Raw genomic sequence first — 21858 nt, 5'->3', positions numbered from 1 at the left:
ATGAATACCTTGAACGTTCATGATTTCGGCAAGGTCGCGGTCCTTTTCGGCGGTCGCTCGGCGGAACGCGAGGTCTCGCTGAATAGCGGTTCGCGGGTTCTCGCGGCGCTGTGCCGGCAGGGTGTCGATGCGCATGCCTTTGACCCGGCGCTGCGCAAACTCGACGATCTGGCTGCCTTCGATCGCGCCTTCATTGCCCTGCACGGGCGCTACGGCGAAGACGGGACGATCCAGGGTTGCCTGGAACTGATGGCTATTCCCTATACCGGCAGCGGTGTGATGGCGTCGGCGGTGGGCATGGACAAGTGGCGCAGCAAGATGCTCTGGCGCGCCGCGGGCCTGCCGATTCCGCAATCCGTGCTACTCAACGCCGATAGTGACCTGGCCGCCGTCGAAGCCGAGCTCGGTCTGCCGATGTTCGTCAAACCGGCCAACGAAGGCTCGTCGATCGGCATCAGCAAGGTCTGCCGCGCCGGCGAGCTGGCCGCCGCGTACGCTGTCGCCGGCAAATACGATTCGCTGGTGATCGCCGAACGCGCCATTCTTGGTGGAGAATACACGGTTGCCATTCTCGGCGACCAGGCCTTGCCGATCGTCAAGATCGAACCGAGCACCGAATTTTATGATTACGAAGCCAAATACCTGCGTGACGATACCGTCTACCGTTGCCCTTGCGGTCTGCCGGAAAGCCGTGAACGCGAGCTTCGCGAGCAGGCTCTCGCGGCGTTTCGCGTTCTTGGCGGCCGTGGCTGGGGTCGCGTCGACTTTCTGATGGATCAGACCCGCGCCGATGGCAGCGTCCAGGCCTACTTCCTCGAGGTCAATACCTCGCCCGGGATGACCGACCACTCGTTGGTGCCGATGGCGGCGCGAGCGGCGGGCATCACCTACGACGAACTGGTCGTTCGTGTCCTTGCACTTGCCACCCTGGGATGAGCGATGTGGCACAAACCGCACTTGATGACGGCGCTTGCCGACCTGCTGTATCTGGCCGCAGGGGCGACGCTGCTGGCCGCCGCGGTGATCTGGGGCGCGTCGCGCCTGCACGTCTTGCCGCACCAGGAGGTGCGGGTAAAACACGAGTTGCGAGAAGTGCAGCGTCTCGAGCTGGAGCAAGCGCTCAGCGAACTGCTGCGCAGCAGCTTCTTCACCGTCAATCTCGAAGCCTTGCGTCAGTCACTCGAGAGCCTGCCCTGGGTACGCCACGCCGAGCTGTGGCGGGAATGGCCGGCGCGGATCGGCGTGCGCATCGAGGAGCAACAGGCCGTGGCGCATTGGGGCGAGGGCAACGGCGAACTGGTCAATACCTTCGGCGAGGTCTTCGCGGCCTCCTTGTCCGGAGACCGGCAGCTGCCGCGGCTCAGCGGCCCGGTTGGGTCGGCGGCCGAAGTATTGCGTCGTCACCAGGAGTTTGTGCAGCTCTTGAAACCCATCGAGCAGCCGCTGGCACAGGTGACGCTGTCGCCGCGTCTGGCGTGGGCGCTCGAACTGGAGGATGGGATGTTGGTTGAACTCGGGCGGGAACAGGCCAAGGCGCCGATCCGCGTCCGCCTGCAACGTTTCGTCGACTACTACCCGACGCTGTCGGATACCCGCCATGGCCGGCCGCTGGCGGTGGATATGCGGTATCCCAACGGCTTCGCACTGCGCTTTGCGGCAAGCGTGGGTCAAGAACGCAAAGGAAAGAAATGAGCAGGGATAGCAAGGATCTGATCGTCGGACTCGATATCGGTACGTCGAAGATTGTCGCGCTGGTGGCTGAACTCACGCCCGAAGGTCGGGTAAACGTGATCGGCATGGGCTCGCAGGAATCGAGAGGGCTCAAGAAGGGCGTGGTGGTCAACATCGAAGAGACCGTGGCGACGATTTCGCGCGTCCTGCAGGAGGTTGAACTGATGGCCGACTGCAAGGTTCGCGACGTCTACACGGGTATCGCTGGCAGCCACATCAGGAGCTTCAACTCAAACGGCATGGTCGCCATCAAGGACCGCGAGGTGACCACGATGGACGTCGAAAGGGTCATTGAAACGGCGCGCGCGATGCCGATCCCGGCCGATCAGGAAATCCTGCACATCCTCACGCAGGAGTTCATCATCGACGACCAGGACGGCATCCGCGAGCCGATCGGCATGAGCGGTTTCCGCCTCGAAGTCAAGGTGCATATCGTCACCGGCGCGGTTTCCGCCGCGCAGAACATCGTCAAGTGCGTGCGGCGCTGTGGTCTGGAGGTCAACGACCTGGTTCTGCAGCCGCTCGCCTCGAGCTGCGCGGTGCTCTCCGAGGATGAAAAAGACCTCGGCATCTGCCTGATCGACATTGGCGGTGGCACCACCGATCTGGCCGTCTGGACGCAAGGCGCGATCCGTCATACCTCGGTCATCCCGATTGCCGGCGATCAGGTGACCAACGATATCGCCATGGCCCTGCGGACGCCCACCCGCGAGGCGGAAGACATCAAGCGCCGCTACGGCTGCGCGCTGGCCGATCTGGCCGACCCGGAAGACACCATCGACGTCATCGGCGTCGACGACCGCCCTTCGCGCAAGTTGTCCCGGCGGGCGCTGGCCGACGTCATCCAGCCGCGCGTCGAGGAGCTGTTCGAACTGATTCAGGCCGAGCTGCGGCGCTCGGGTTTCGAGGACGTCCTGTCTTCGGGAATCGTCCTGACCGGCGGCGCGTCGGTGATGCCGGGGATGATCGAACTCGGTGAAGAGATTTTCCACATGCCGGTGCGCCTCGGCATACCCAAGTATCAGGGTGCTCTCGCCGACGTCGTGCAGAGCCCCCGCTTCGCTACCGCTTGTGGTCTGCTGCTCGAAGCGCAGACGCAACGCAAGCGTGGCTTGAAAGTACGAGAAACAAGAGACGTCAAGCAGGTATTCGGGCGAATGAAGTCCTGGTTCGGCAAGAACTTCTGATCGCACGCAGGGTAGCAGTTATCAATTTTTGGCAGTTAGCAGGCTTTTTGCAGAGGAGACGACAATGTTTGAAATAATCGATAGAGAAGAAAGTGGCGGCGAGCGCGATACCGTCATCAAGGTGATCGGCATCGGTGGCGCCGGTGGCAACGCCGTCGATCACATGATCCGCGAGGGCGTCAATGGCGTTGACTTCATCGCCGCCAATACCGACTCGCAGGCACTCAACCGCAGCGTTGCAGTCCAGAAGCTGCAGCTTGGCAAGAGCGGCCTCGGCGCCGGCGCCAAACCGGAGGCCGGGCGTAGCGCCGCCGAAGAGGAGCGCGAGACGATTGCCCAATCGTTGGCCGGCGCCCACATGGTGTTCATCACCGCGGGTATGGGCGGCGGAACCGGCACCGGTGCTGCGCCGATCGTCGCCGAGGTGGCGCGCGAGCTCGGCGTGCTGACCGTCGCCGTCGTCACCAAGCCCTTTGGCTTTGAGGGCAAGCGCCTGAAAATTGCCGAGGCGGGTATCGCCGAGCTGCAAAAGAATGTCGATTCGCTGATTGTCATCCTCAATGACCGCTTGATGGACGTCCTTGGCGATGACGTATCGATGGACGATGCCTTCAAGGCCGCCGATAACGTCCTGCGCAATGCGGTGGGCGGTATTGCCGAAATCATCAACTTTCCCGGCCTGGTCAACGTCGACTTCGAGGACGTGCGAACGGTGATGGGCGAGATGGGGATGGCGATGATGGGCACGGCCAACGCTGCCGGCGTCGACCGCGCGCGGATTGCCGCCGAGAGAGCCGTCGCGTCGCCGCTGCTGGAGGGCGTTAACCTGTCGGGTGCCAAGGGCGTCCTGGTCAATATCACCGCCACGCGCTCCTTGAAGATGAAGGAAGTGAACGAGGTGATGAACACCGTCCGCGCTTTTGCCGCCGACGACGCACACATCATTTTCGGCGCGGTCTACGACGAAAGCATTGGCGACGAGATTCGCGTCACGGTCGTTGCTACCGGCCTCGGTCAGGCGCAGGCCAAGAGACAGAGCTTCGAAGTGATCAACAGCTCGCTGACGCAGGCCACCGGCACCGACGGTCGCTACGCCAGCAGCGGCCACCAGGGGATCGATTACTCGAGCCTCGACCAGACGCCAGCGGTCTTCCGCAAGGGCCGCAGCGCGACCGTCGAAGCGCTGGCCAACAGCGGTGTCGATCGCTGGGATATCCCGGCGTTTCTCAGAAAACAGGCTGACTGAGCGCGCCTGGCTGCACCTCCTCTGCGGCGCCGGTGAGTTCCGGGACAGCGCTGGCTGTGCTAGAATTCACCGGTTCCACCGTCTGTCAAGAACATATTGAAGCAACGAACTCTCAAGTCAGTGATCCGCGCCGCCGGCGTCGGTCTGCACTCCGGCGTCAAGGTGAACATCTGCCTGCGCCCGGCTGCGCCCGCTACCGGAATCGTCTTTCGCCGCATCGATCTCGAGCCGGTGGTCGACCTGCCGGCTTCGGCGCTGCTGATCGGCGATACGCGGATGTGCTCGTGTCTGGAGCGCGACGGCGTCAAGGTCGGCACCATCGAACACCTGATGTCGGCTTTTGCCGGCCTCGGCATCGACAACGCCTTCGTCGATCTGGATGCGGCCGAACTACCGATCCTCGACGGCTCGGCGTCACCGTTCGTCTTCCTGATCCAGTCGGCCGGGATCGAGGAACAGCCCGTGGCCAAGAAGTTCATCCGCGTGAAACGACCGATCGAGGTCCGCGAAACCGACCAGGCCGGCGACAAGTGGGCGCGTTTCGAGCCTTACGACGGCTATCGGCTGTCGTTTTCGATCGGCTTCAATCATCCGGCGATCGATCGCACGGGCCAGTCGGTGGTCATCGATTTTGCCGACAACTCGTACGTCCGCGAAGTAGCGCGGGCGCGCACCTTCGGTTTCATGCATGAAGTCGAATGGCTGCGCGAGAACGGTCTCGCACAAGGCGGCGGCCTCGACAACGCGGTGGTCCTCGACGAGTACCGGGTGCTCAATGCCGAGGGTCTGCGCTACAGCGACGAGTTTGTCAAGCACAAGGTGCTCGACGCCATCGGTGACCTCTATCTGCTCGGAAACCCCTTGCTGGCTTCGTTTGTCGCGCACAAGTCGGGGCACGCACTGAACAACGCGCTGGCCCGCGAGTTGCTGGCGACTCCCGACGCCTGGGAATACGTCAGCTTCGAAAACCGCGACCTCGCTCCGCAGTCGCTGGCGCATTGGTTGACCCTGCCGGCGGTCTGATCCGATGTGGCTGATGCGCCTGCTGGCGGTATTGACGGTAATCACCGTTGCCGCCGGCGTGCTCATCTTTCTGTTTACCAAAGACGCGCGCTACCTCTACTTCGCCTGGCGAGTCTTTCGCTATTCGTTGATCGTCGCGCTATTGATCTTCGCGCTGCTGATCGTCGAGCGGGTGGCGGTCATTCCTCTCTAGGCGCGCGCGCCAGCAGCTTCTCGAGCGCGCCACGCAAGGGTGACACCGGTAGCGACTCGCTCAGCGCGCTCAGGGCCTGACTGGTCCTGACGCTGAGCGGCTTCTGGGCGGCAAGCCGGGGCGCCGGACGAGCGTCCAGCGCGCGCACCTTCACCTCAAGCCCCCGACACTCGATCCCCCGTTGCAACATTTCGTCGACCAGCCTCGGCGTCATCTGGCGCAGTTTGGTGGCGACCGCGCCACTGCTGGCATGGACCACCATGATCCCCGACTTGAAATTGGCCAGGGTGCTCGCCTGGCCAAGATGGGGCGGCGCGATCTGCTGGTAGATCTCGGCGACCCTGCCCAGCAGGCGCGCGTGCACCAGCAGCTTGCTGCTATCGTCGGCTGCTTCCAGATAGTTCCCGAGCGAGTCGGCCATCGCGCGCCTCAGAGGTTTATGGATAATCAATCGACGCATCTTATTCGCCTTGTCGATCGGCTGGCAACCGCCAGGCCGCTGATCACCAGGCGGCGGCTGGCGAGATACAGGTGCCGGGGCCGGCACGGTTGGCCGAAAGCGGCTTGGTAATGATGAAGAGAGCATCATCTAGGCCCACAACAACCTGGTGATACTGAACCGATATAGGGGCAATGAGGTAGCCGCTGGCGGTGATGGCTGAACGGCTAGCGATAACCAGGCCCGAGCGCCATCTTCGCTTGTAGGGAGGGCATTACAGGGATAAGATTCGATCCCTATACCATCAAGATAACGATGGCAAAAGCGCAAGCAAAATAACAACTCGCCCTCACGCGGCGCGGCTGGCGGGTAGGCCATCAATGCTTGAGAAACTTGAACGCTTGGCCACCGATGTTGCTGCCCTCCACAGCAAGCTTATCCTTCTGGTTGGAGCTTCGGACACTGCCAAGACCGTACTGCTGGTCACGTTTGCAACGCGGGTAAAGGCTGCTCCCATGAACGTCGGTGCGGAACTGGGTCGCCGCTTGGCGGCAATCCCGCAGAGGCAACGCCATCTGCAGACCACAACCATCTTGCGTGAGCTGGCTGATCAGCACGCCAGCGGCGACCTGCTGTTGCTGGACCACATCGAGATCTTGTTCGACCGCTCGCTCCAGCTCGACCCCCTCGATCTGTTGAAACGACACGCGCACGCCCAACGCGTCGTGGCCGTTTGGCCAGGCGAATTGCAGGGCGACGCACGAACGGGCCGCCTGACTTATGCCGACATTGGGCATCCCGAACATCGCGACTACGGCCTGGCCGGCCTGGTCCCCTTCGAAATTCAGTAACTGGGAAGAGAGCAACCCATGCGCTACGGCGATCTCATTCAATTCGAACCGATCGAATCGGTCATACAACTGCTCGATGCCAATCGACCCGACGAGGCCAAGAAGCTCGTGTCGACCTACGTCATGTCCAACGACATGGCCGAGCGGATCGCCAAGCAGATGATTTCGCAGCTCTCCTTCGACGAGTCCGTCGACCACATGGGCGTGCTGGTGGTTGGCAACTACGGCACCGGTAAGTCGCACTTGATGTCGGTGCTATCTCTTGTGGCCGAGGATGCGACCTACCAGCCCATGATCCGTCACCCCAAGGTTGCCGAAGCCGCGGGAAAGATCGCGGGCAAGTTCAAGGTCCACCGCATCGAGATATCCAGCCAGATGTCGCTGCGGGACATCATCACCCAGGAGCTTGAGGTCTTCCTTGAAAAGAACGGCGTCAGCTACTCGTTCCCGGCGGCCGACAAGGTGGTCAACAACAAAGCGGCGTTCGAGGAGATGATGGCCGCGTTCACCGAGGTTCACCCCAACCACGGCGTGCTGCTGGTGGTCGACGAGTTTCTTGACTACCTGCGGTCGCGCAAAGATCACGATCTGGTTCTGGATCTGTCCTTCCTGCGCGAGATCGGTGAAGTCAGCAAGCACCTGCGCTTCCGCTTCGTTGCCGGCGTGCAGGAAGCCATCTTCGATAGCAACCGTTTCCAGCACGTCGCCGATAGCCTGCGTCGTGTGAAAGACCGATTCACCCAGGTGCTTCTGGCTCGGCAAGACGTCAGCTTCGTGGTCGCCGAGCGCCTGCTGAAGAAGACGACTGACCAGCAGAACAAGATCCGGACCTACCTCACCAGGTTTGCCAAGTTCTACAGCTCGATGAATGAGCGCATGGACGAGTACGTGCGGCTGTTCCCTGTCCACCCCGAGTACATCGGTACCTTCGAGCGGCTGATCTTCACTGAGAAGCGCGGCGCCCTGGTCACCTTGCGCGACCAGATTCAAGCCGTACTGAATGACGAAGTTCCCAGCGATCGCCCAGGATTGATCGGCTACGACAAGTTTTGGGAGACCGTGACTTCCAACTCGGTGCTGCGCTCCGACCCCAGTATCGGCCCCGTCCTGAAGGTGTCTGAAGTCCTGGCTGAACGCGTGCTGAAGGCCTTCGTCCGCCCGGCGTACAAGCCGATGGCGCAGCGCGTGATCGCAGGCCTGTCGGTGCATCGGCTAACCACAGGCGGCGACATCTACGTCCCGGTCGGGCCAACCGCTGCCGAGCTGCGAGACACACTTTGCTTGTACCAACCCGGCATTGAAGACCTGGGAGGTGACCCAGCCGACGACCTGCTCACCGCTGTGCAGACCACCCTGCGGGAGATCGTCAAGACGGTCAACGGCCAGTTCATCTCCAAGGCCCCGGACACCGAGCAGTACTACCTCGACCTGAAAAAGGACGTCGACTACGACGCACAGATCGACAAGCGTGCCGAGGCCTTGTCTGACGATGTGCTGGACCGTGCCTACTACGGCGCTATTAAGCAGTTGATGGAGCGTACTGACGAGAACAACTACGTGACGGGCCACCAGATCTGGCAGTACCAGATCGAATGGCAAGACCGCCGTGTCGATCGCAACGGTTATCTGTTCTTCGGAGCACCCAACGATCGACCCACCGCCCAGCCCGAACGCGACTTCTACATCTACTTCATCCAGCCCTTTGAGCCGCCACGCTTCCGTGACGGAAATAAGTCGGACGAAGTGTTCATACGACTCAAGGGTCTCGACGATGCCATCAAGCGTCACTTGGCGTTCTATGCCGCAGCGCAGGACCTTGCCTCCACTGCCAGTGGTGGTGCAAAAAGCGTTTACCTGGACAAAGCCAAGGACGCCCTGCGCGACATGAGCAAGTGGCTACAGGAAAAACAGATGACCGCGTTCCAGGTTACCTGCCAGGGTAAGACCAAAACCCTCCAGGACTGGGCCAAGGGCGTCTCCATCCGCGACAAGCTGCGCCTGGGCTCTGACGAACGTGCCAACTTCCGCGACATCGTCAACGTCGTCTCTGGCCTGGCGCTCAACCAGCAGTTTGCAGAAGTCTCGCCCGAGTACCCCACGTTCCCGGTGCTGGTCACCGAGTCCAACCGCAAGCAACTGGTGAGTAATGCGTTGAAGGCACTGGCCGGCGGCACCCGCACCAAAGACGCCAATGCCGTGCTCGACGCCTTGGAGATGCTGGACGGTGACCGCATCGAGCCAGGCCGATCACGCTACGCTCAAGAAGTACTGAGCCGCCTGAAGGCCAAGGGGCATGGCCAGGTGCTGAACCGTAGCGAGCTGCTGAACGGACAAACCGACGTGGAGTACTTCCACCCGGTGAAATTCCGCCTGGAGCCTGACCTGCTGGTGGCCGTGCTGGGCGGCCTCGTCTACTCCGGCGACATCGTGTTGGCGATCACTGGCGACAAGATCGACTCCGGCAAGATCACCCTGCTGGCCGAGCGCGGGCTCGAAGAGCTCAAGCAGTTCAAGCATGTCGAAGCGCCGAAAGAGATCAACGTCGCCGTTCTGCGTTCACTGTTCGAACTACTCGGCCTGTCGCCCGGCTTGGCGCAACTGGCCGCGCAAGGCTCTGAGGAACCCGTCAAGCAGCTTCTCGAAGCCGTCTCCAAGCTGGTCAGCCGTGTCCTAACGGCGGGTACGGATCTGCGAGGCAAGGTCACCTTCTGGGGCAAGCCTCTGCTCACCGATGACGAGATCCGTGACTGGCGCACCCGCCTGGAAGCGCTGAAGACTTTCACCGAGGGTCTGACGCCGTACAACACGGTCGGCAAGCTGAAGAACCTGCGCATTGGCTCGCACGACATCGACGCTCAGAGGAGGAACCTCGATGTTTTGGCCGCCGTCGAGAAGCTGCTGGCACTGGTGACGGACTTGGGCAGCACAGCCGCCTATCTGTCGCAAGCCGAGATGGTGCTGTCTAGCGATCACCCCTGGGTCAAGCAGGCGCAGAGCACCCGCAAGGACATCCTGGACAAACTCGCGCTGGACCGCAACGCGCAGCATGTAGCCAACTACCGGCAGACCCTGGTCCAGCTCAAGAAGGACTACCTTAACGCCTACATTACCCAGCACAGCAAGGCTCGCCTGGGCGTGGCCGAAGACAAGACCAAGTCTGCCTTGCGCAAAGACTCGCGGCTGGTCGCCATGCGCGCCCTGGCAGGAATCGCGCTGATGCCCACCAGCCAACTCACCGCCTTCGATGACAAGCTCGACAAGCTCAAGAGCTGCGCGTCACTGGTGGATTCGGCGCTAACTGCCAGTCCCTACTGCCCGCACTGCAGCTTCCGCCCTGCCAATGAGCAAGGCGACTTCCTGCCGGCCGCCAATGTGCTCAAGCAAATGGATGAGGAACTGGACCGGCTTCTCGACGGCTGGCAGCAGACGCTGCTCGACAACCTGGACGACCCGATCATTCAGGCCAACCTTGACCTGCTGAAGCCATCAGCACGAGAGCTAGTCAAGAGATTTGTGGCGGCCAAGAAGCTGGCCGACCCCGTGACCCCGGATTTCGTCAGCGCCGTGCAGGAAGCCCTATCAGGACTGGAGAAGATCGGCGTCAGTGGCGACGACATCAAGAAGGCCTTGCTACAAGGTGGCTCGCCAGCCACGCCGGAAGACCTCCGCAAGCGGTTCGAAGGCTTCCTTAATGAGCGCTGCAAGGGCAAGGACGCCAGCAAGTTGCGGTTCGTGGTGGAGTAGAACGATTCAGCCACAAAAACTCGGTCGCAAATCCATTTGCACCATCCGAACTGGAAAGTCGGCGCTGGCGGGACGGCGCCTTAGCGCTACGGGCCAAGCTGATCATGGATAGAAAAGAATTGCAGGCACGCCTCCAGTCGATTGAGTGGAGCGACATCGAATTCAAGGAAGCGGCGTGGGCCGCGCCCAAGGATTCGCTGGAAACCGTCAGCGCCTTCGCCAACACGGCGGGCGGGCACTTGGTATTTGGCGTCAAGCAGGCCAACGGCTCCTTCACCATTACCGGAGTGACCAATGCCGACGAAGTGCAGAACACTTTTCTCGGCTGGGTACGTGATCAGAACAAGATCAGCGTATTCCTGCCGATCAATGGATCAGTTCATTCCTTGGCTGAAGGCACGGTTCTGGCCTTCTATGTGCCCGAGGCTAAACGCAACGAAAAACCCGCTTTCATTGATCGCACACCGCACAAGGCATACATCCGCCGTGGTGGACGCGACGACACCTGCACGCGCGACGAACTGCTGCGCTTCATCCGCGACGCATCAAACATTCGCTACGACGCCGAACCGCTGGATGTTGATACCAGCCGTTGCTTTGACGAACCCTCCGTGCGCTGGTATCGCACCCGTTTCGCCGCCAGCAACCCCGGCAAGGATACGGCGGCTGACGACACCACCTTCCTGCGGAACTGGGGCTTTCTGGTTGAGCAAGGCGGCGTGCTGCGCCCCACCCGCGCCGCCATTCTGGTGTTGGGCAGCGGCGAATACGTCCGCCAGGTGCTGCCGCGCATGGTGACGGACGTGCAGTTCTACCGCAACGCCAGCGCTGACTACGACTCCGCCGTGCGCTGGGCCGACCGCCTTACCGTCGAAGACAATCTCATCAAGGCGTGGCAGTCCATCGTCGATTTCTACTTCCGCCACAGCGAGCGCCCCTTTGCCGTGGATGCCAGCACTTTGCGCCGTGACGACGATCCGCCGGACTACATCTCCTTCCGCGAAGCCGCCATCAATCTGCTGATCCATCAGGACTTTGGCGACACCACCCGCGTGCCTGTCATTCGCTTCTTCCGAGACCAGACCGAGTTCTTCAATCCCGGTGACGCCTTCGGCTCGCGCGAGCAACTGCTCGACCCCGGCGACAAGGAGGTTCGCAACCCCAGTATCGTCAACGCCTTCCGTCGTATCGGCCTATCCGACCAGGGCGGCACCGGCGTGCGCGCCATCTTCGACGGCTGGCGGAGGCTGGGTTACATGCCACCGGAAATCGAGAACCACAAGGCCGAAAAAAGCTTCCGCTTGCGTCTGCGCAAGGAAAAACTCATTACCGAAGCCCAGCTTCTGGCACAGGCCAGCTTGGGTGTGAGCCTCTCCGGGCAGGAAGCCGATGTCTTCGCTTACCTGACCCGCAAGGGCCAGATTGACATTGCCGACGTGAAGGCGCTCACCGGCCTTTCCGGTACGGACGCCCGCCAGCTTGTCCAGCGGCTTACCGTACAAGCCTTGCTGGTGGCGCAGGGAGAAACCGGCAACGTATTCGGCCTGGCCGAGCATTTGCGACCTCACTTCTTGGCCGGAAAGCCCAGCGTTCCACCAGAAAATCAACACGTTGCAGCAGAACTTGGCGGCGAAAAGAGTACCGATCAAGCTACCGATCAAGCTGGCGTAGGTGCAGGCGAGCTTGATCGGTCACTTGATCGCTTGTCCGACATGCAGTGGCGGCTCATCGGCTTTGCCGACGTGCCTCGTTCGATGGCGGAATTTATGACCCACACGGGCTTCAAGCATCGCCCGCACTTTGTAACGACTCATCTGGAGCCACTGCTGGCCGGCGGCGTGCTGCGCCTGACCCTCCCTGACAAGCCACGCTCCCCCAAGCAGCAATACGTGCTCACAGATGTCGGGGTAAAACTCAAGGCGATGCACGGGCAAGCTGGTGTCGCAACCGAACAGGAACCAGAACAATGACAACCTCCCACTCCCTGTTCGCCGAGGAGCCTAAGCCATCCGGCCCAGTGGAATGTCTCGGCCAGACATTCCCAAACGACGAAGCCCGGCGTGGGCACTACCTGGTGATCCTTCGCGAAAAGCTGAAAGAGCCAGCCTTTCACGAGATCGAAGGATTTCCCATCGGCACCGACGAGGACATTCTGGCGCTGTCCGATCCGCCCTATTACACCGCCTGCCCGAATCCCTTCATTGAGGATTTCATCAAGCATTACGGCAAGCCCTATGACCCATCGATCCCGTATAACAAAGAGCCGTTTGCGACGGATGTGAGCGAGGGCAAGAACGACCCGATCTACAACGCCCATAGCTACCACACCAAGGTGCCGCATAAGGCCATCATGCGGTACATCCTTCATTACACGCAGCCGGGCGATGTGGTGTTCGATGGATTCTGTGGGACGGGCATGACCGGGGTTGCAGCTCAGCTTTGCGCTGACAGATCAGTAGTGCAATCGCTCGGTTATAGAGTCGAGGCGGATGGAACCATCCTTGCGTCCGAAAAGGAAAATGGCGTGGATATTTGGAAACCGTTTTCAAAGATCGGGGCACGAACGGCGATTCTCAATGATCTTTCGCCCGCTGCGACCTTTATTGCCTCCAATTACAACTCTCCGGGGGATGTCTATGAGTTTGAAAAGGACGCTAAATCAATACTGTTTCAGGTGGAATCTGAATATGGCTGGATGTATGAAACATTTCACAGTGATGGCACAACGGTGGGGCGGATCAACTACACCGTCTGGTCAGACGTATTTATCTGCCCTTACTGTGCAGGCGAGGTTGTATTTTGGAGCGCTGCTGTAGACAAGGTCGCTGGTCAGGTTCGCGATGAGTTTGCGTGTCCGCATTGCTCATCTGAAGTGACAAAACGGAATCTGGATCGCGCATGGGTGACAAAGTTTGACATCGAGATAAATACGACGGTGAGGCAAGCAAAGCAAGTACCTGTCCTTATTAATTATAATGTTGGCAAGAAAAGATTCGAGAAGACGCCGGACACCTTTGACCTAAATGTCATCGAAAGGATTGAATCGAGAAAGATTGGCCTCGAACTTCCAACAGACCTTATTCCAGCAGGGGATAAGACTGGTGAGCCTCTGAGAATCGGTCTTTCGCATGTTCACCATCTTTATACGCGTCGGAACCTAACCGCCTTTGCGGCAATGTATCAAAAATCACGTTTGCCCCTTACTAGACTAGCTCTTCTTGGCGGATACACTGTGGGTCTAAAGACAGCTCGCTTCTTACCGCTTCGGTGGATTCAGAAAGATACCGGACCAATGAAACCTCACACAGCCGGCACACTTTATCTTCCCTCCGTTTCTGGTGAGCAAAACTGGCTGAATATACTCGAAAGCCGTCTCGCCGCAACAAAGCGAGGAATTATAAGTTGCGGATCAGGGTGCACTTTCATATCAACTTCTTCAGCAACTGATCTATATGCTGAGGGCGCGCAGGTTGACTACATTTTTCTAGATCCTCCATTCGGTTCTAACCTGATGTATTCAGAACTGAACTTTCTTTGGGAGGCATGGCTGAAGGTCTATACGAACATCCAGCACGAAGCAATTGAGAACAAAACGCAGAAAAAAGATATAGGGAACTATCGCCATTTGATGACCCGCTGCTTTCAGGAGGCATTCCGAATTCTCAAGCCTGGCCGATGGATGACGGTTGAATTTTCGAATACCAAGTCAACTGTCTGGAACGCTATCCAAACCGCTCTCCAGGAAGCTGGCTTTGTGGTTGCCAACGTCTCGGCCCTCGACAAGAAGCAAGGTAGCTTCAACGCCGTGACGAATACAACGTCTGTCAAGCAAGACCTAGTAATCTCCGCTTATAAGCCCAACGGTGGCATGGAAGAGCGCTTCGCCAAGGAGGGTGGCAGCGAGGAGTCGGCTTGGGATTTTGTCCGCACTCACCTGAAATACCTGCCAACCGTAAAGCTCAAGAATGGGCAAATCGAGTTCGTCGCCGAGCGCGATCCGCGCATTATTTTCGACCGGCTGGTGGCCTGGTTTGTCCGGCATAGCTTCCCGGTACCGCTCTCCAGCCAGGAATTCCAGGGTGGTCTGTCACAGCGCTTTGCGGAACGGGATGGCATGGTCTTCCTGCCCGAGCAGGTCAGTGAATACGACAAGAAGCGGATGCAAACCACCAAAGCGCCGCAGATGGAAATGTTTATCGCCGATGAACGCTCCGCTATCGACTGGCTGTCCGACTTCCTGAAGAAAAAGCCCTCGACCTATCAGGAAATTCATCCCGAGTTCATCAAACAACTGGGGGCCGGCTGGAAGAAGCACGAGGCCAAGCCCGAACTCTCATATTTGCTGGAAAGCAACTTCCTCTGCTACGACCCCAAAGGCAAGGACGCTTTTGAGATTCCTTCGCAGATTCACAGCTATCTCTCGACGAATTGGCAGGAGTTCCGCAATCTGGCAAAGTCTGACCCTCGCCTGAAAGCCAAGGCGACTGACCGCTGGTATGTGCCCGACCCGAGCAAGGCGCGTGACCTGGAAATGATCAGGGATAGGGCGCTACTCAAGGAGTTTGAGACCTACCGTTCCTTTACTGGTCGCCGCCTGAAAACCTTCCGGCTTGAAGCCATGCGCACCGGTTTCAAGCACGCGTGGGGGAACCGGGACTACGCGACCATCATCGCCGTCGCGCAGAAAGTTCCGGAAGAGGCCCTGCAGGAAGACGAGAAACTGCTGCTCTGGTACGACCAGGCGCTTACCCGCATGGAGGACAGATAGATGGCTGTCATCGAAGGGTTTCGGGTACAGAACTATCGTGCATTGCGCGACGTGACGCTGGGCAAGCTTTCCGGTCAGCAAGCCGGGGAGCCATTGACGCCTTTCGCTGTGGTTATTGGCAAGAACGGCGTGGGCAAGAGCACCTTGTTCGATGCCTTCGGGTTCGTTGCGGATTGTTTGTCTGCCGATGTGGAAAGCGCCTGCGACATGAAACAACGAGGGGGATTTGATCGTCTTCGTTCATTGGGGATAGATGAGCCTATCCGGTTTGAAATCTATTACCGCGAAGCGCCCAATGAGCGGCCGATCACCTATGAATTGGCGATTGCGCTGGACTCATCGGGTAGGCCTTTTGTCGAAGCCGAGCTGCTCAAGCAGCGTCGCAAGGGCCAGAAGCACGGCCGGCCGTACCCCTTTCTGCGACTGCACCACGGCAAGGGCACTGTATGGGCGGGTGAAGAAGCCGTTGAGCTTGAAGGCGAGGAGGATCGTGCCCAGACCCCCGTCGAACTGACCGACACACGGCAACTCGGCATCGCCACCCTGGGCACCCTCAAGGAGCATCCGCGTATCAAGCGCTTTCGAGACTTCCTCAAAGGCTGGTATCTCTCTTACTTCTACCCGGATGCGGCGCGTAGTCTGCCGAGCGCTGGCCCGCAGCGGCATTTGAACATCCACGGCGATAACATTGGCAACGTTGTGCAGTTCATGGAGCGCGAGCACAAAGCGCGATTCAAATCCATCCTCGAACGCATTGCCGCCAAAATTCCCGGGATTGCCAGTATCGACACGCAGGTGACTGAAGACAAACGCGTGTTGCTACGCTTTAACGATGGCGCTTTTGGCGACCCATTCTTCGCCCAGCAGATGTCAGATGGCACGCTGAAAGTTTTTGCTTACCTGCTGTTGTTGGAAGACCCTGACCCGCCACCGTTCATTTGCATCGAAGAGCCAGAGAACGGCCTCTATCACAAGCTGTTGGAGGCGTTGGCCCAGGAGTTCCGGTTGCATGCCACTGGCAAGAAGAACGCACCACAGATCTTCGTAACCACGCACCAGCCCTACTTTGTTGACGCGCTGGCACCTGAAGAGGTGTGGATCCTGGAGAAAGGCACGGATGGCTATTCCACCGTGCGTCGCGTCTCCGAGTTGGTAGATGTGAATAACCTCGTGGCTGAAGGCTTACCTTTGGGTGGCCTTTGGTATAGCGACTATCTCGACGCGAGGTGAGCATGCACATCGAGATTTTGGTCGAGGACAGTTCAGGGGAGACCTTGCTGCGAGTGTTGCTACCTCGGCTGCTGGGACCCCAAGGCGAGCCGCATAGCTGGCGTTTACATGCCTACAAAGGCATCGGCAGAATTCCGCAAGGCCTGGTGACGAAAGCTGATCCCGCGAAGCGAATCCTGCTTGATCAGTTGCCAAAGCTGTTGCGGGGCTATGGCAAGACGCCAGGAGTCGATGCCGTTGTGGTCGTGCTCGATACTGACAAACGCGACTGTGCTACCTTCCTGGGCGAACTGGAATTGGCCGCCGCAGCCTGCAGCCCAGCGCCCAATACGCTGTTCAGGCTCGCGATCGAGGAAATCGAAGCCTGGTATTTGGGTGACCGGGATGCTTTGTTGGCGGCCTATCCACGTGCCAAACTGGATGTGCTTGGCAAGTATCTTCAAGACAGCGCATGTGATACGTGGGAGCTGCTCGCCGATGCCGTGCATTCAGGCGGATCGGCGGCGATAAAGAAAGCCGGCTGGCCATTGCCGGGGCAGGTAAAGCATGAATGGGCCGATCGGATTGGTCCGTTCATGGATCCGGAACGGAACCTCTCTCCCAGTTTTGGAAAACTGCGGGATGGATTGCGGCGCCTCGCCGTGGGAGCGCCTTGACGTGAGTTGGGTCGTCGGCAACTGGTGCTTGCATACGCGCCACGCCGCGCCCTGCCGTGTGGTGGACAGGCAGGATATATGGGGCGAAACCGCCTACCGCGTCTGGCTGCCCACCAGGGACGCGGTGGTACGTGCGCGACCGCAGGACTTGGCCAAGCTCGACAGCATTCAGCCAACGGTCGAGCACATCCTCCACGCCGCAGCGGCAGCCAAGCTGCTGGACGCCTTGGAAGACAAGCTCTTGCTGGCGCCCATCCAGTCCAGCGTAGTCCCTTTGCCGCACCAGCTCTACGCACTCAACCGCGCCATGAGCCGTGGCCGCATCCGCTACCTGCTGGCGGACGAGGTGGGCTTGGGCAAGACCATCGAGGCTGGGCTGATCCTACGCGAGCTGAAATTGCGCGGCATGGCCAAGCGCGTGTTGGTGGTGGCGCCCAAGGGGCTGGTGCGCCAGTGGCAGGCCGAGATGCGGCTGCACTTCGGTGAGAAGCTGCAATTCGTCGACCCGGCCGAACTCACTGCCTTCCGGCAGTGGCGAGTCAACGCAACTGAGGATGAGGAAAACCTCTGGCGGCTGCACGACCAGGTAATCTGCTCACTGGATTCGGTTAAGCCGATCGAAGGCCGCAAAGGCTGGAGCCTGGAGCAGCTGAACAACTACAACCGCGAGCGATTCGAGGACTTGATTGCGGCCTCGTGGGATCTGGTGATTATCGACGAGTCACACCGCATGGGCGGCAGCACCGACCAGGTGGCGCGTTACAAGCTGGGGGCCGCACTGGCCGAAGCAGCGCCGTACTTGCTGCTGCTGTCGGCCACGCCGCACCAAGGCAAGACCGACCAGTTTCTGCGTTTGATGCAGTTGATCGACCGCGACTCCTTCCCCGATGAGGGCAGCGTCAGCCGTGATCGCGTGCGGCCGTTCGTCATTCGCACCGAGAAGCGCGACGCCATCGATGCGGAAGGCCAGGCGCTATTCAAGCCTCGCATCACACGGCTCCAGGCCGTGGCGTGGCAAGACCGGCACGGCGCCCAGCAACGGCTGTATGAGGCGGTCACCGACTACGTGCGCCATGGCTACAATCGAGCATTGGCGGCCAAGCAGCGGCACATCGGTTTCTTGATGATCCTGATGCAGCGGCTGGTGACGTCCAGCACCGCTGCCATTCGAACCACGTTGGAGAAGCGGCAAGCCCTGCTCGATGAACCCCAGCCCCAGGCATCGCTGTTCGATTCGACCGAGATGGACGAGTGGGCGGAGTTGGACGGTCAGAGCCAAGTGGACATCGCTGTGCGGACGTCGGGCTCGGTGCAGGAGAAGGCCGAGGTTGACCTGCTATTGACTCTGGCCCGCGAAACCGAAGCCCAAGGCACGGACGCCAAGGCCGAAGCCCTGTTGGAACTGATCTACAAGCTGCAGCAGGAAGAGAACGACCCAACCATGAAGGTTTTGATCTTCACGGAGTTCGTGCCGACACAGGCAATGCTGGCGGGTTTTCTGGAAATCCGTGGCTTCTCGGTGACCCTGCTCAACGGCAGCATGAATCTCGATACGCGCGCTAAGGCGCAACAGGACTTTTCGCGCGACGTCCGGGTTCTCGTCTCAACTGATGCTGGTGGTGAAGGCTTGAACCTGCAGTTCTGTCACGTCGTCGTCAATTTCGACATGCCGTGGAATCCGATGCGAATCGAGCAGCGTATCGGCCGCGTGGACCGCATCGGCCAGCGCCATGTGGTGCGCGCCATCAACTTTGTCCTTGAAGACACTGTCGAGCACCGTGTCCGCCAGGTACTGGAAAGCAAGCTTGAAGTCATCGCGCAAGAGTTCGGCGTGGACAAGGCATCTGACGTGATGGACTCGGTCGAAGCTGAGCCGATCTTCGACGAGCTGTTCGTGCAGGGTCTGCAGGATCCGGATTCGATCGAAAAGGCGTGCGACGCCGTGATCACCCAGGTCCGCGACAAGGTCGCCGACGAGCGACAGAATACCGACTTGCTGGCAGATGCCCATACGCTGGATGCTATTGAGGCCCGCAAATGGCGCGACCACCCAGCGCAGTTCTGGCTGGAACGTGCCATCACCACAGGTCTTACGGCCCACGGCGGCAGTGCCGTGAAGAAAGGCGACGCATGGCGCATCAAGTGGGACGACGGCAGCGAATCGACGCAGGTTTGCTTCGACGCCAGGACCGCGGAGCAGAACCCCGATTGGGAATGGGTCACGTTGGAGGACCCTCGCGCCAGAGCTGTGATCAGCGAACTGCCACGCTGCGTGATCGGGCAACCGCTGCCGTTCGTCAAGATCACCGGCTTGCCTGAGACGGTGCAGGGTGTCTGGTCGCTTTGGGAGATCAGCCTTGCCGCTGAGGGCCTCAGCCGCAAGCGCTTCCTGCCGGTTTTCGCAACGGACGACGGGCGAACCTTTGTACCCACGGCCAGGCGCATCTGGAATCTGCTGTTGACTGAAGCGATCGAGATCAAGAGCGCCGCCAGCAGCGAGCAGGCTGTGCATTGGTTCGAGGCCTCCATGACTGCTGCCAAGACTCAAGGTGAGAGCTTGTTCTCTGAACTGCTCGAGGAGCACCGCTCGCGGCTGAAGGAAGATCGAGAGCGCGCCAAGTACGCCTATGACGCCCGTTATCAGGCCATTGGTCGAATTGGCTTGCCAGCCGTTCGCGAGCATCGCCGTAAGCGGCTGGATGCCGAGCACCAGACGCGCATGACGGCATTGGACGATGCAGATGCCTGCGTGCCGGATCTCAACGCGGTGATGATGCTTCGGGTGGGTTCGATATGAGCCCATGGATTGACCGCATCCTCAAGGAGTTTCCGGCCGACCTGGCCCGTTTGTGGGTCGCCGCCGACCCCGACGATGTGCTGTTGGATGAGCAGCTACTTTCAAGCCTGCGCGAGCGTGGCTTCGAACTGATGCCCTTCGAAGACTCGGTCGCGTTCCGTGCTGAGTATGAAGATCGCTATCGCTGCGCATGGGACCGTGGGGACACCGCGCCAGCCAGGTCACTTGTGCTGCACCTGCGCGGCACCAACACGAGTGATCTGCCCTGGGACTACCTCAGGCAAGCGCGTCGCGTGAGCCTGAGTCTTGCCGACCTGTTCCCGAAACTCAGCTACTCAGTCGTTCGGCAGATCGGCAGTGAACACCATGAGGCGCTGTTCGCTGCGCAGGCCAAGCACGCACCACAGGCACTCGGTGAATTGGCGACCAAAGAGTTCATCCTGACGCACATCTTCAAGATCAGCCCGCATCTGATTTCGCGGCCCGAGGACCTGTGGCGCGAGTTGTTGCGACTGCACTACCGTGATTCCCCTTTGCCGGCGGTCCTGGCTGCGCATGTGGCCCATGTGCTTGGCGAGCATGCGGAGTTCAAGGGTTTGCCGATCGGCGAACTGTTCGGGTCGAAAAGCGCCTTACTTCGCGTGATCCAGGATGCATGGTATCGCTACCTGTCGCGCCTTGGCGTGACCGGGATACGTACCGGGGAGCCTAGGCCGACGGATCTTGTGGCTACCGCAGAAGTGCCGTTTGAGCACCCGGACGTGCGGGTAATCATCGACTCGATGTTCCTGGATGGGCTGCTCCACCCGCTTGCCGTTCAGGGTCTGCCTGCCCGCATTCCGGAGTGGGCGAAGGCCGGCATCGTGCGAGACCCGTTGGCACTGCGCAACCTCGTAGCGGAGGGCATCAAGGGCATTCTCCAGTCACTGCCAACGCTGGAATCCTCATGCCGCGACTGGGCCAACCTGGCCCGACGCTTGGGTGAGGTCATCGCCCGCTTCCACGGCTTGGACTCGGCTCGTGCCGAAGGGCTGAAGACCCTGATCAGCGAGCTGCAACTCGCTAGCGATGAGCGCTTGCGGGAGTGGGTAACCAAGCACTACGCTGACTTGCCATCCCTGCCCGTGGCGAAGGGTCCGGTCATGGTTCACCACGTGCCGCGCTTTCTTTCCATGCGACGCAGCTCTGGCGAGAGCAAGATCGCACTACTGGTGTTCGACGGCCTTGCCGTCGACCAGTGGGTCCAGATCCGGGAGTCTCTGGCCAGACGCACACCGAAGCTCGGCTTCGACGAGAGCGCTTGTTTTGCCTGGCTGCCGACATTGACGTCGGTGTCCCGACAGGCGCTGTTCTCAGGGCTCAAACCACGAGAGTTCGCGGACACGATCGACACAACTTCACCAGAGCCGAACCAGTGGTCCCGGTTCTGGCAGGACCAAGGCTTGCGCGTCAATGAGGTCCTATACCGCAAGGGCATCAAGCGTATCGACCAATTGGCTGATCTGGACGCGGGCCTGTCTGAACCGTTGATCAAGATCGCTGGCATCGTGGTCGACACCGTGGATGAGATCGTGCATGGTTCGGTGCTCGGCAAACGTGGCATCGCCACCCAAATCGAGGGCTGGTGTGAGACGGGTTTCGTCGATCGTCTGTTCTCGCTGCTGCTCGACAAGGGCTTCAACGTCTACCTGACTGCCGACCACGGGAATGTGGAGGCGGTCGGCCAGGGTCGGCCCAACCAAGGTGTAGCCGCCGAGATGCGCGGCGAGCGGGTCCGAACTTACCGCAGTGATGCCTTGGCCACAGAATCGGCTGCGGCCAATCCGGGCAGCTACCGTCTGGATATCGCTGGACTGCCTGCGAACTTCATGGCCCTATTCGCCGGCGGACGTACAGCCTTCATGCAGCGAGGCGAACCTGCCGTGGTACACGGCGGCATCTCGGTTGAAGAACTGTTGGTGCCCTTTATCAAAGTCAGGTATGTGAGTTGACT

The 21858-nt window shown here is 60.1% G+C and carries 15 protein-coding genes; 14 read left to right on the top strand and 1 reads right to left on the bottom strand.

Translation table 11 applies throughout. The features are described 5' to 3' along the window. The 6 genes from QZ656_RS21160 (at position 1) to QZ656_RS21135 (ending at position 5380) form a co-directional block, all read left to right on the top strand. Positions 1–936, top strand: a complete 936-nt coding sequence (locus tag QZ656_RS21160; RefSeq protein WP_291995234.1) for a D-alanine--D-alanine ligase — start codon at positions 1–3, stop codon at positions 934–936. Between the two features lie 3 nt (positions 937–939). Beyond that, positions 940–1692 (top strand): cell division protein FtsQ/DivIB, encoded by a 753-nt coding sequence (locus QZ656_RS21155; protein ID WP_291995233.1) that lies wholly within the window; start codon positions 940–942, stop codon positions 1690–1692. Then, positions 1689–2918 carry a cell division protein FtsA gene (gene ftsA / locus QZ656_RS21150; protein ID WP_291995232.1) on the top strand — a complete coding sequence of 410 codons (1230 nt, stop codon included), beginning with the start codon at positions 1689–1691 and terminating at the stop codon, positions 2916–2918. Before QZ656_RS21155 ends, ftsA begins: the two co-directional genes overlap by 4 nt. Before the next feature lie 64 nt (positions 2919–2982). Then, complete coding sequence (gene ftsZ, locus QZ656_RS21145; RefSeq protein WP_291995231.1) at positions 2983–4164, top strand: cell division protein FtsZ; 1182 nt, start codon at positions 2983–2985, stop codon at positions 4162–4164. A 93-nt stretch (positions 4165–4257) separates the two neighbouring features. After that, entirely contained in the window at positions 4258–5187 is a 930-nt protein-coding gene (gene lpxC, locus QZ656_RS21140) for a UDP-3-O-acyl-N-acetylglucosamine deacetylase (protein WP_291995282.1), read from the top strand. Positions 5188–5191: 4 nt separating this feature from the next. Beyond that, positions 5192–5380: a hypothetical protein gene (locus QZ656_RS21135; protein WP_291995230.1), complete on the top strand. Its 189-nt coding sequence runs from the start codon at positions 5192–5194 to the stop codon at positions 5378–5380. Here the strand turns inward: QZ656_RS21135 and QZ656_RS21130 are convergent. After that, complete coding sequence (locus tag QZ656_RS21130) at positions 5367–5801, bottom strand: DUF721 domain-containing protein (RefSeq protein ID WP_291995229.1); 435 nt, start codon at positions 5799–5801, stop codon at positions 5367–5369. The two genes, QZ656_RS21135 and QZ656_RS21130, sit on opposite strands and share 14 nt — an antisense overlap. Before the next feature lie 398 nt (positions 5802–6199). Here QZ656_RS21130 and brxF point away from each other — a divergent pair, with 398 nt between their 5' ends. The 8 genes from brxF to pglZ all read left to right on the top strand — a co-directional run bounded on the left by brxF (position 6200) and on the right by pglZ (position 21856). Beyond that, a complete protein-coding gene (brxF, locus tag QZ656_RS21125; RefSeq protein ID WP_291995228.1) occupies positions 6200–6670 on the top strand; it encodes a BREX-3 system P-loop-containing protein BrxF in 471 nt (156 codons plus the stop codon). Positions 6671–6688: 18 nt separating this feature from the next. Continuing rightward, positions 6689–10414 (top strand): DUF6079 family protein, encoded by a 3726-nt coding sequence (locus tag QZ656_RS21120; RefSeq protein ID WP_291995227.1) that lies wholly within the window; start codon positions 6689–6691, stop codon positions 10412–10414. 104 nt (positions 10415–10518) lie between these two features. Continuing rightward, on the top strand, positions 10519–12384 hold the full coding sequence (locus tag QZ656_RS21115) for an RNA-binding domain-containing protein (RefSeq protein ID WP_291995226.1): 1866 nt from the start codon (positions 10519–10521) through the stop codon (positions 12382–12384). Further along, entirely contained in the window at positions 12381–15182 is a 2802-nt protein-coding gene (locus QZ656_RS21110) for a DNA methyltransferase (protein WP_291995225.1), read from the top strand. Before QZ656_RS21115 ends, QZ656_RS21110 begins: the two co-directional genes overlap by 4 nt. Then, complete coding sequence (locus tag QZ656_RS21105) at positions 15183–16412, top strand: AAA family ATPase (RefSeq protein WP_291995224.1); 1230 nt, start codon at positions 15183–15185, stop codon at positions 16410–16412. 2 nt (positions 16413–16414) lie between these two features. Then, positions 16415–17068 carry a DUF4276 family protein gene (locus tag QZ656_RS21100; protein WP_291995223.1) on the top strand — a complete coding sequence of 218 codons (654 nt, stop codon included), beginning with the start codon at positions 16415–16417 and terminating at the stop codon, positions 17066–17068. Then, the gene (locus tag QZ656_RS21095; protein ID WP_291995222.1) at positions 17034–19865 is read left to right on the top strand and encodes a helicase-related protein; all 2832 of its coding nucleotides are present in this window, start codon (positions 17034–17036) and stop codon (positions 19863–19865) included. The genes QZ656_RS21100 and QZ656_RS21095 overlap by 35 nt, the downstream gene beginning before the upstream one ends. Beyond that, on the top strand, positions 19862–21856 hold the full coding sequence (pglZ, locus tag QZ656_RS21090) for a BREX-3 system phosphatase PglZ (protein WP_291995221.1): 1995 nt from the start codon (positions 19862–19864) through the stop codon (positions 21854–21856). Before QZ656_RS21095 ends, pglZ begins: the two co-directional genes overlap by 4 nt. Positions 21857–21858: the final 2 nt, after the last annotated feature.

It is taken from the genome of Candidatus Accumulibacter sp. ACC003 (assembly GCF_907163085.1).
Taxonomy (GTDB): domain Bacteria; phylum Pseudomonadota; class Gammaproteobacteria; order Burkholderiales; family Rhodocyclaceae; genus Accumulibacter.
This window is presented reverse-complemented; position numbering and strand designations above follow the sequence as displayed.

What these genes read in the sequence shown, in the direction of transcription:
- QZ656_RS21160 (WP_291995234.1), top strand. Translation starts at nt 1, where the DNA reads ATGAATACCTTGAACGTTCATGATTTCGGCAAGGTCGCGGTCCTTTTC.
- QZ656_RS21155 (WP_291995233.1), top strand. Translation starts at nt 940, where the DNA reads ATGTGGCACAAACCGCACTTGATGACGGCGCTTGCCGACCTGCTGTAT.
- ftsA (WP_291995232.1), top strand. Translation starts at nt 1,689, where the DNA reads ATGAGCAGGGATAGCAAGGATCTGATCGTCGGACTCGATATCGGTACG.
- ftsZ (WP_291995231.1), top strand. Translation starts at nt 2,983, where the DNA reads ATGTTTGAAATAATCGATAGAGAAGAAAGTGGCGGCGAGCGCGATACC.
- QZ656_RS21135 (WP_291995230.1), top strand. Translation starts at nt 5,192, where the DNA reads ATGTGGCTGATGCGCCTGCTGGCGGTATTGACGGTAATCACCGTTGCC.
- QZ656_RS21130 (WP_291995229.1), bottom strand. Translation starts at nt 5,801, where the DNA reads ATGGCCGACTCGCTCGGGAACTATCTGGAAGCAGCCGACGATAGCAGC.
- brxF (WP_291995228.1), top strand. Translation starts at nt 6,200, where the DNA reads ATGCTTGAGAAACTTGAACGCTTGGCCACCGATGTTGCTGCCCTCCAC.
- QZ656_RS21120 (WP_291995227.1), top strand. Translation starts at nt 6,689, where the DNA reads ATGCGCTACGGCGATCTCATTCAATTCGAACCGATCGAATCGGTCATA.
- QZ656_RS21115 (WP_291995226.1), top strand. Translation starts at nt 10,519, where the DNA reads ATGGATAGAAAAGAATTGCAGGCACGCCTCCAGTCGATTGAGTGGAGC.
- QZ656_RS21110 (WP_291995225.1), top strand. Translation starts at nt 12,381, where the DNA reads ATGACAACCTCCCACTCCCTGTTCGCCGAGGAGCCTAAGCCATCCGGC.
- QZ656_RS21105 (WP_291995224.1), top strand. Translation starts at nt 15,183, where the DNA reads ATGGCTGTCATCGAAGGGTTTCGGGTACAGAACTATCGTGCATTGCGC.
- QZ656_RS21100 (WP_291995223.1), top strand. Translation starts at nt 16,415, where the DNA reads ATGCACATCGAGATTTTGGTCGAGGACAGTTCAGGGGAGACCTTGCTG.
- QZ656_RS21095 (WP_291995222.1), top strand. Translation starts at nt 17,034, where the DNA reads ATGGATTGCGGCGCCTCGCCGTGGGAGCGCCTTGACGTGAGTTGGGTC.
- pglZ (WP_291995221.1), top strand. Translation starts at nt 19,862, where the DNA reads ATGAGCCCATGGATTGACCGCATCCTCAAGGAGTTTCCGGCCGACCTG.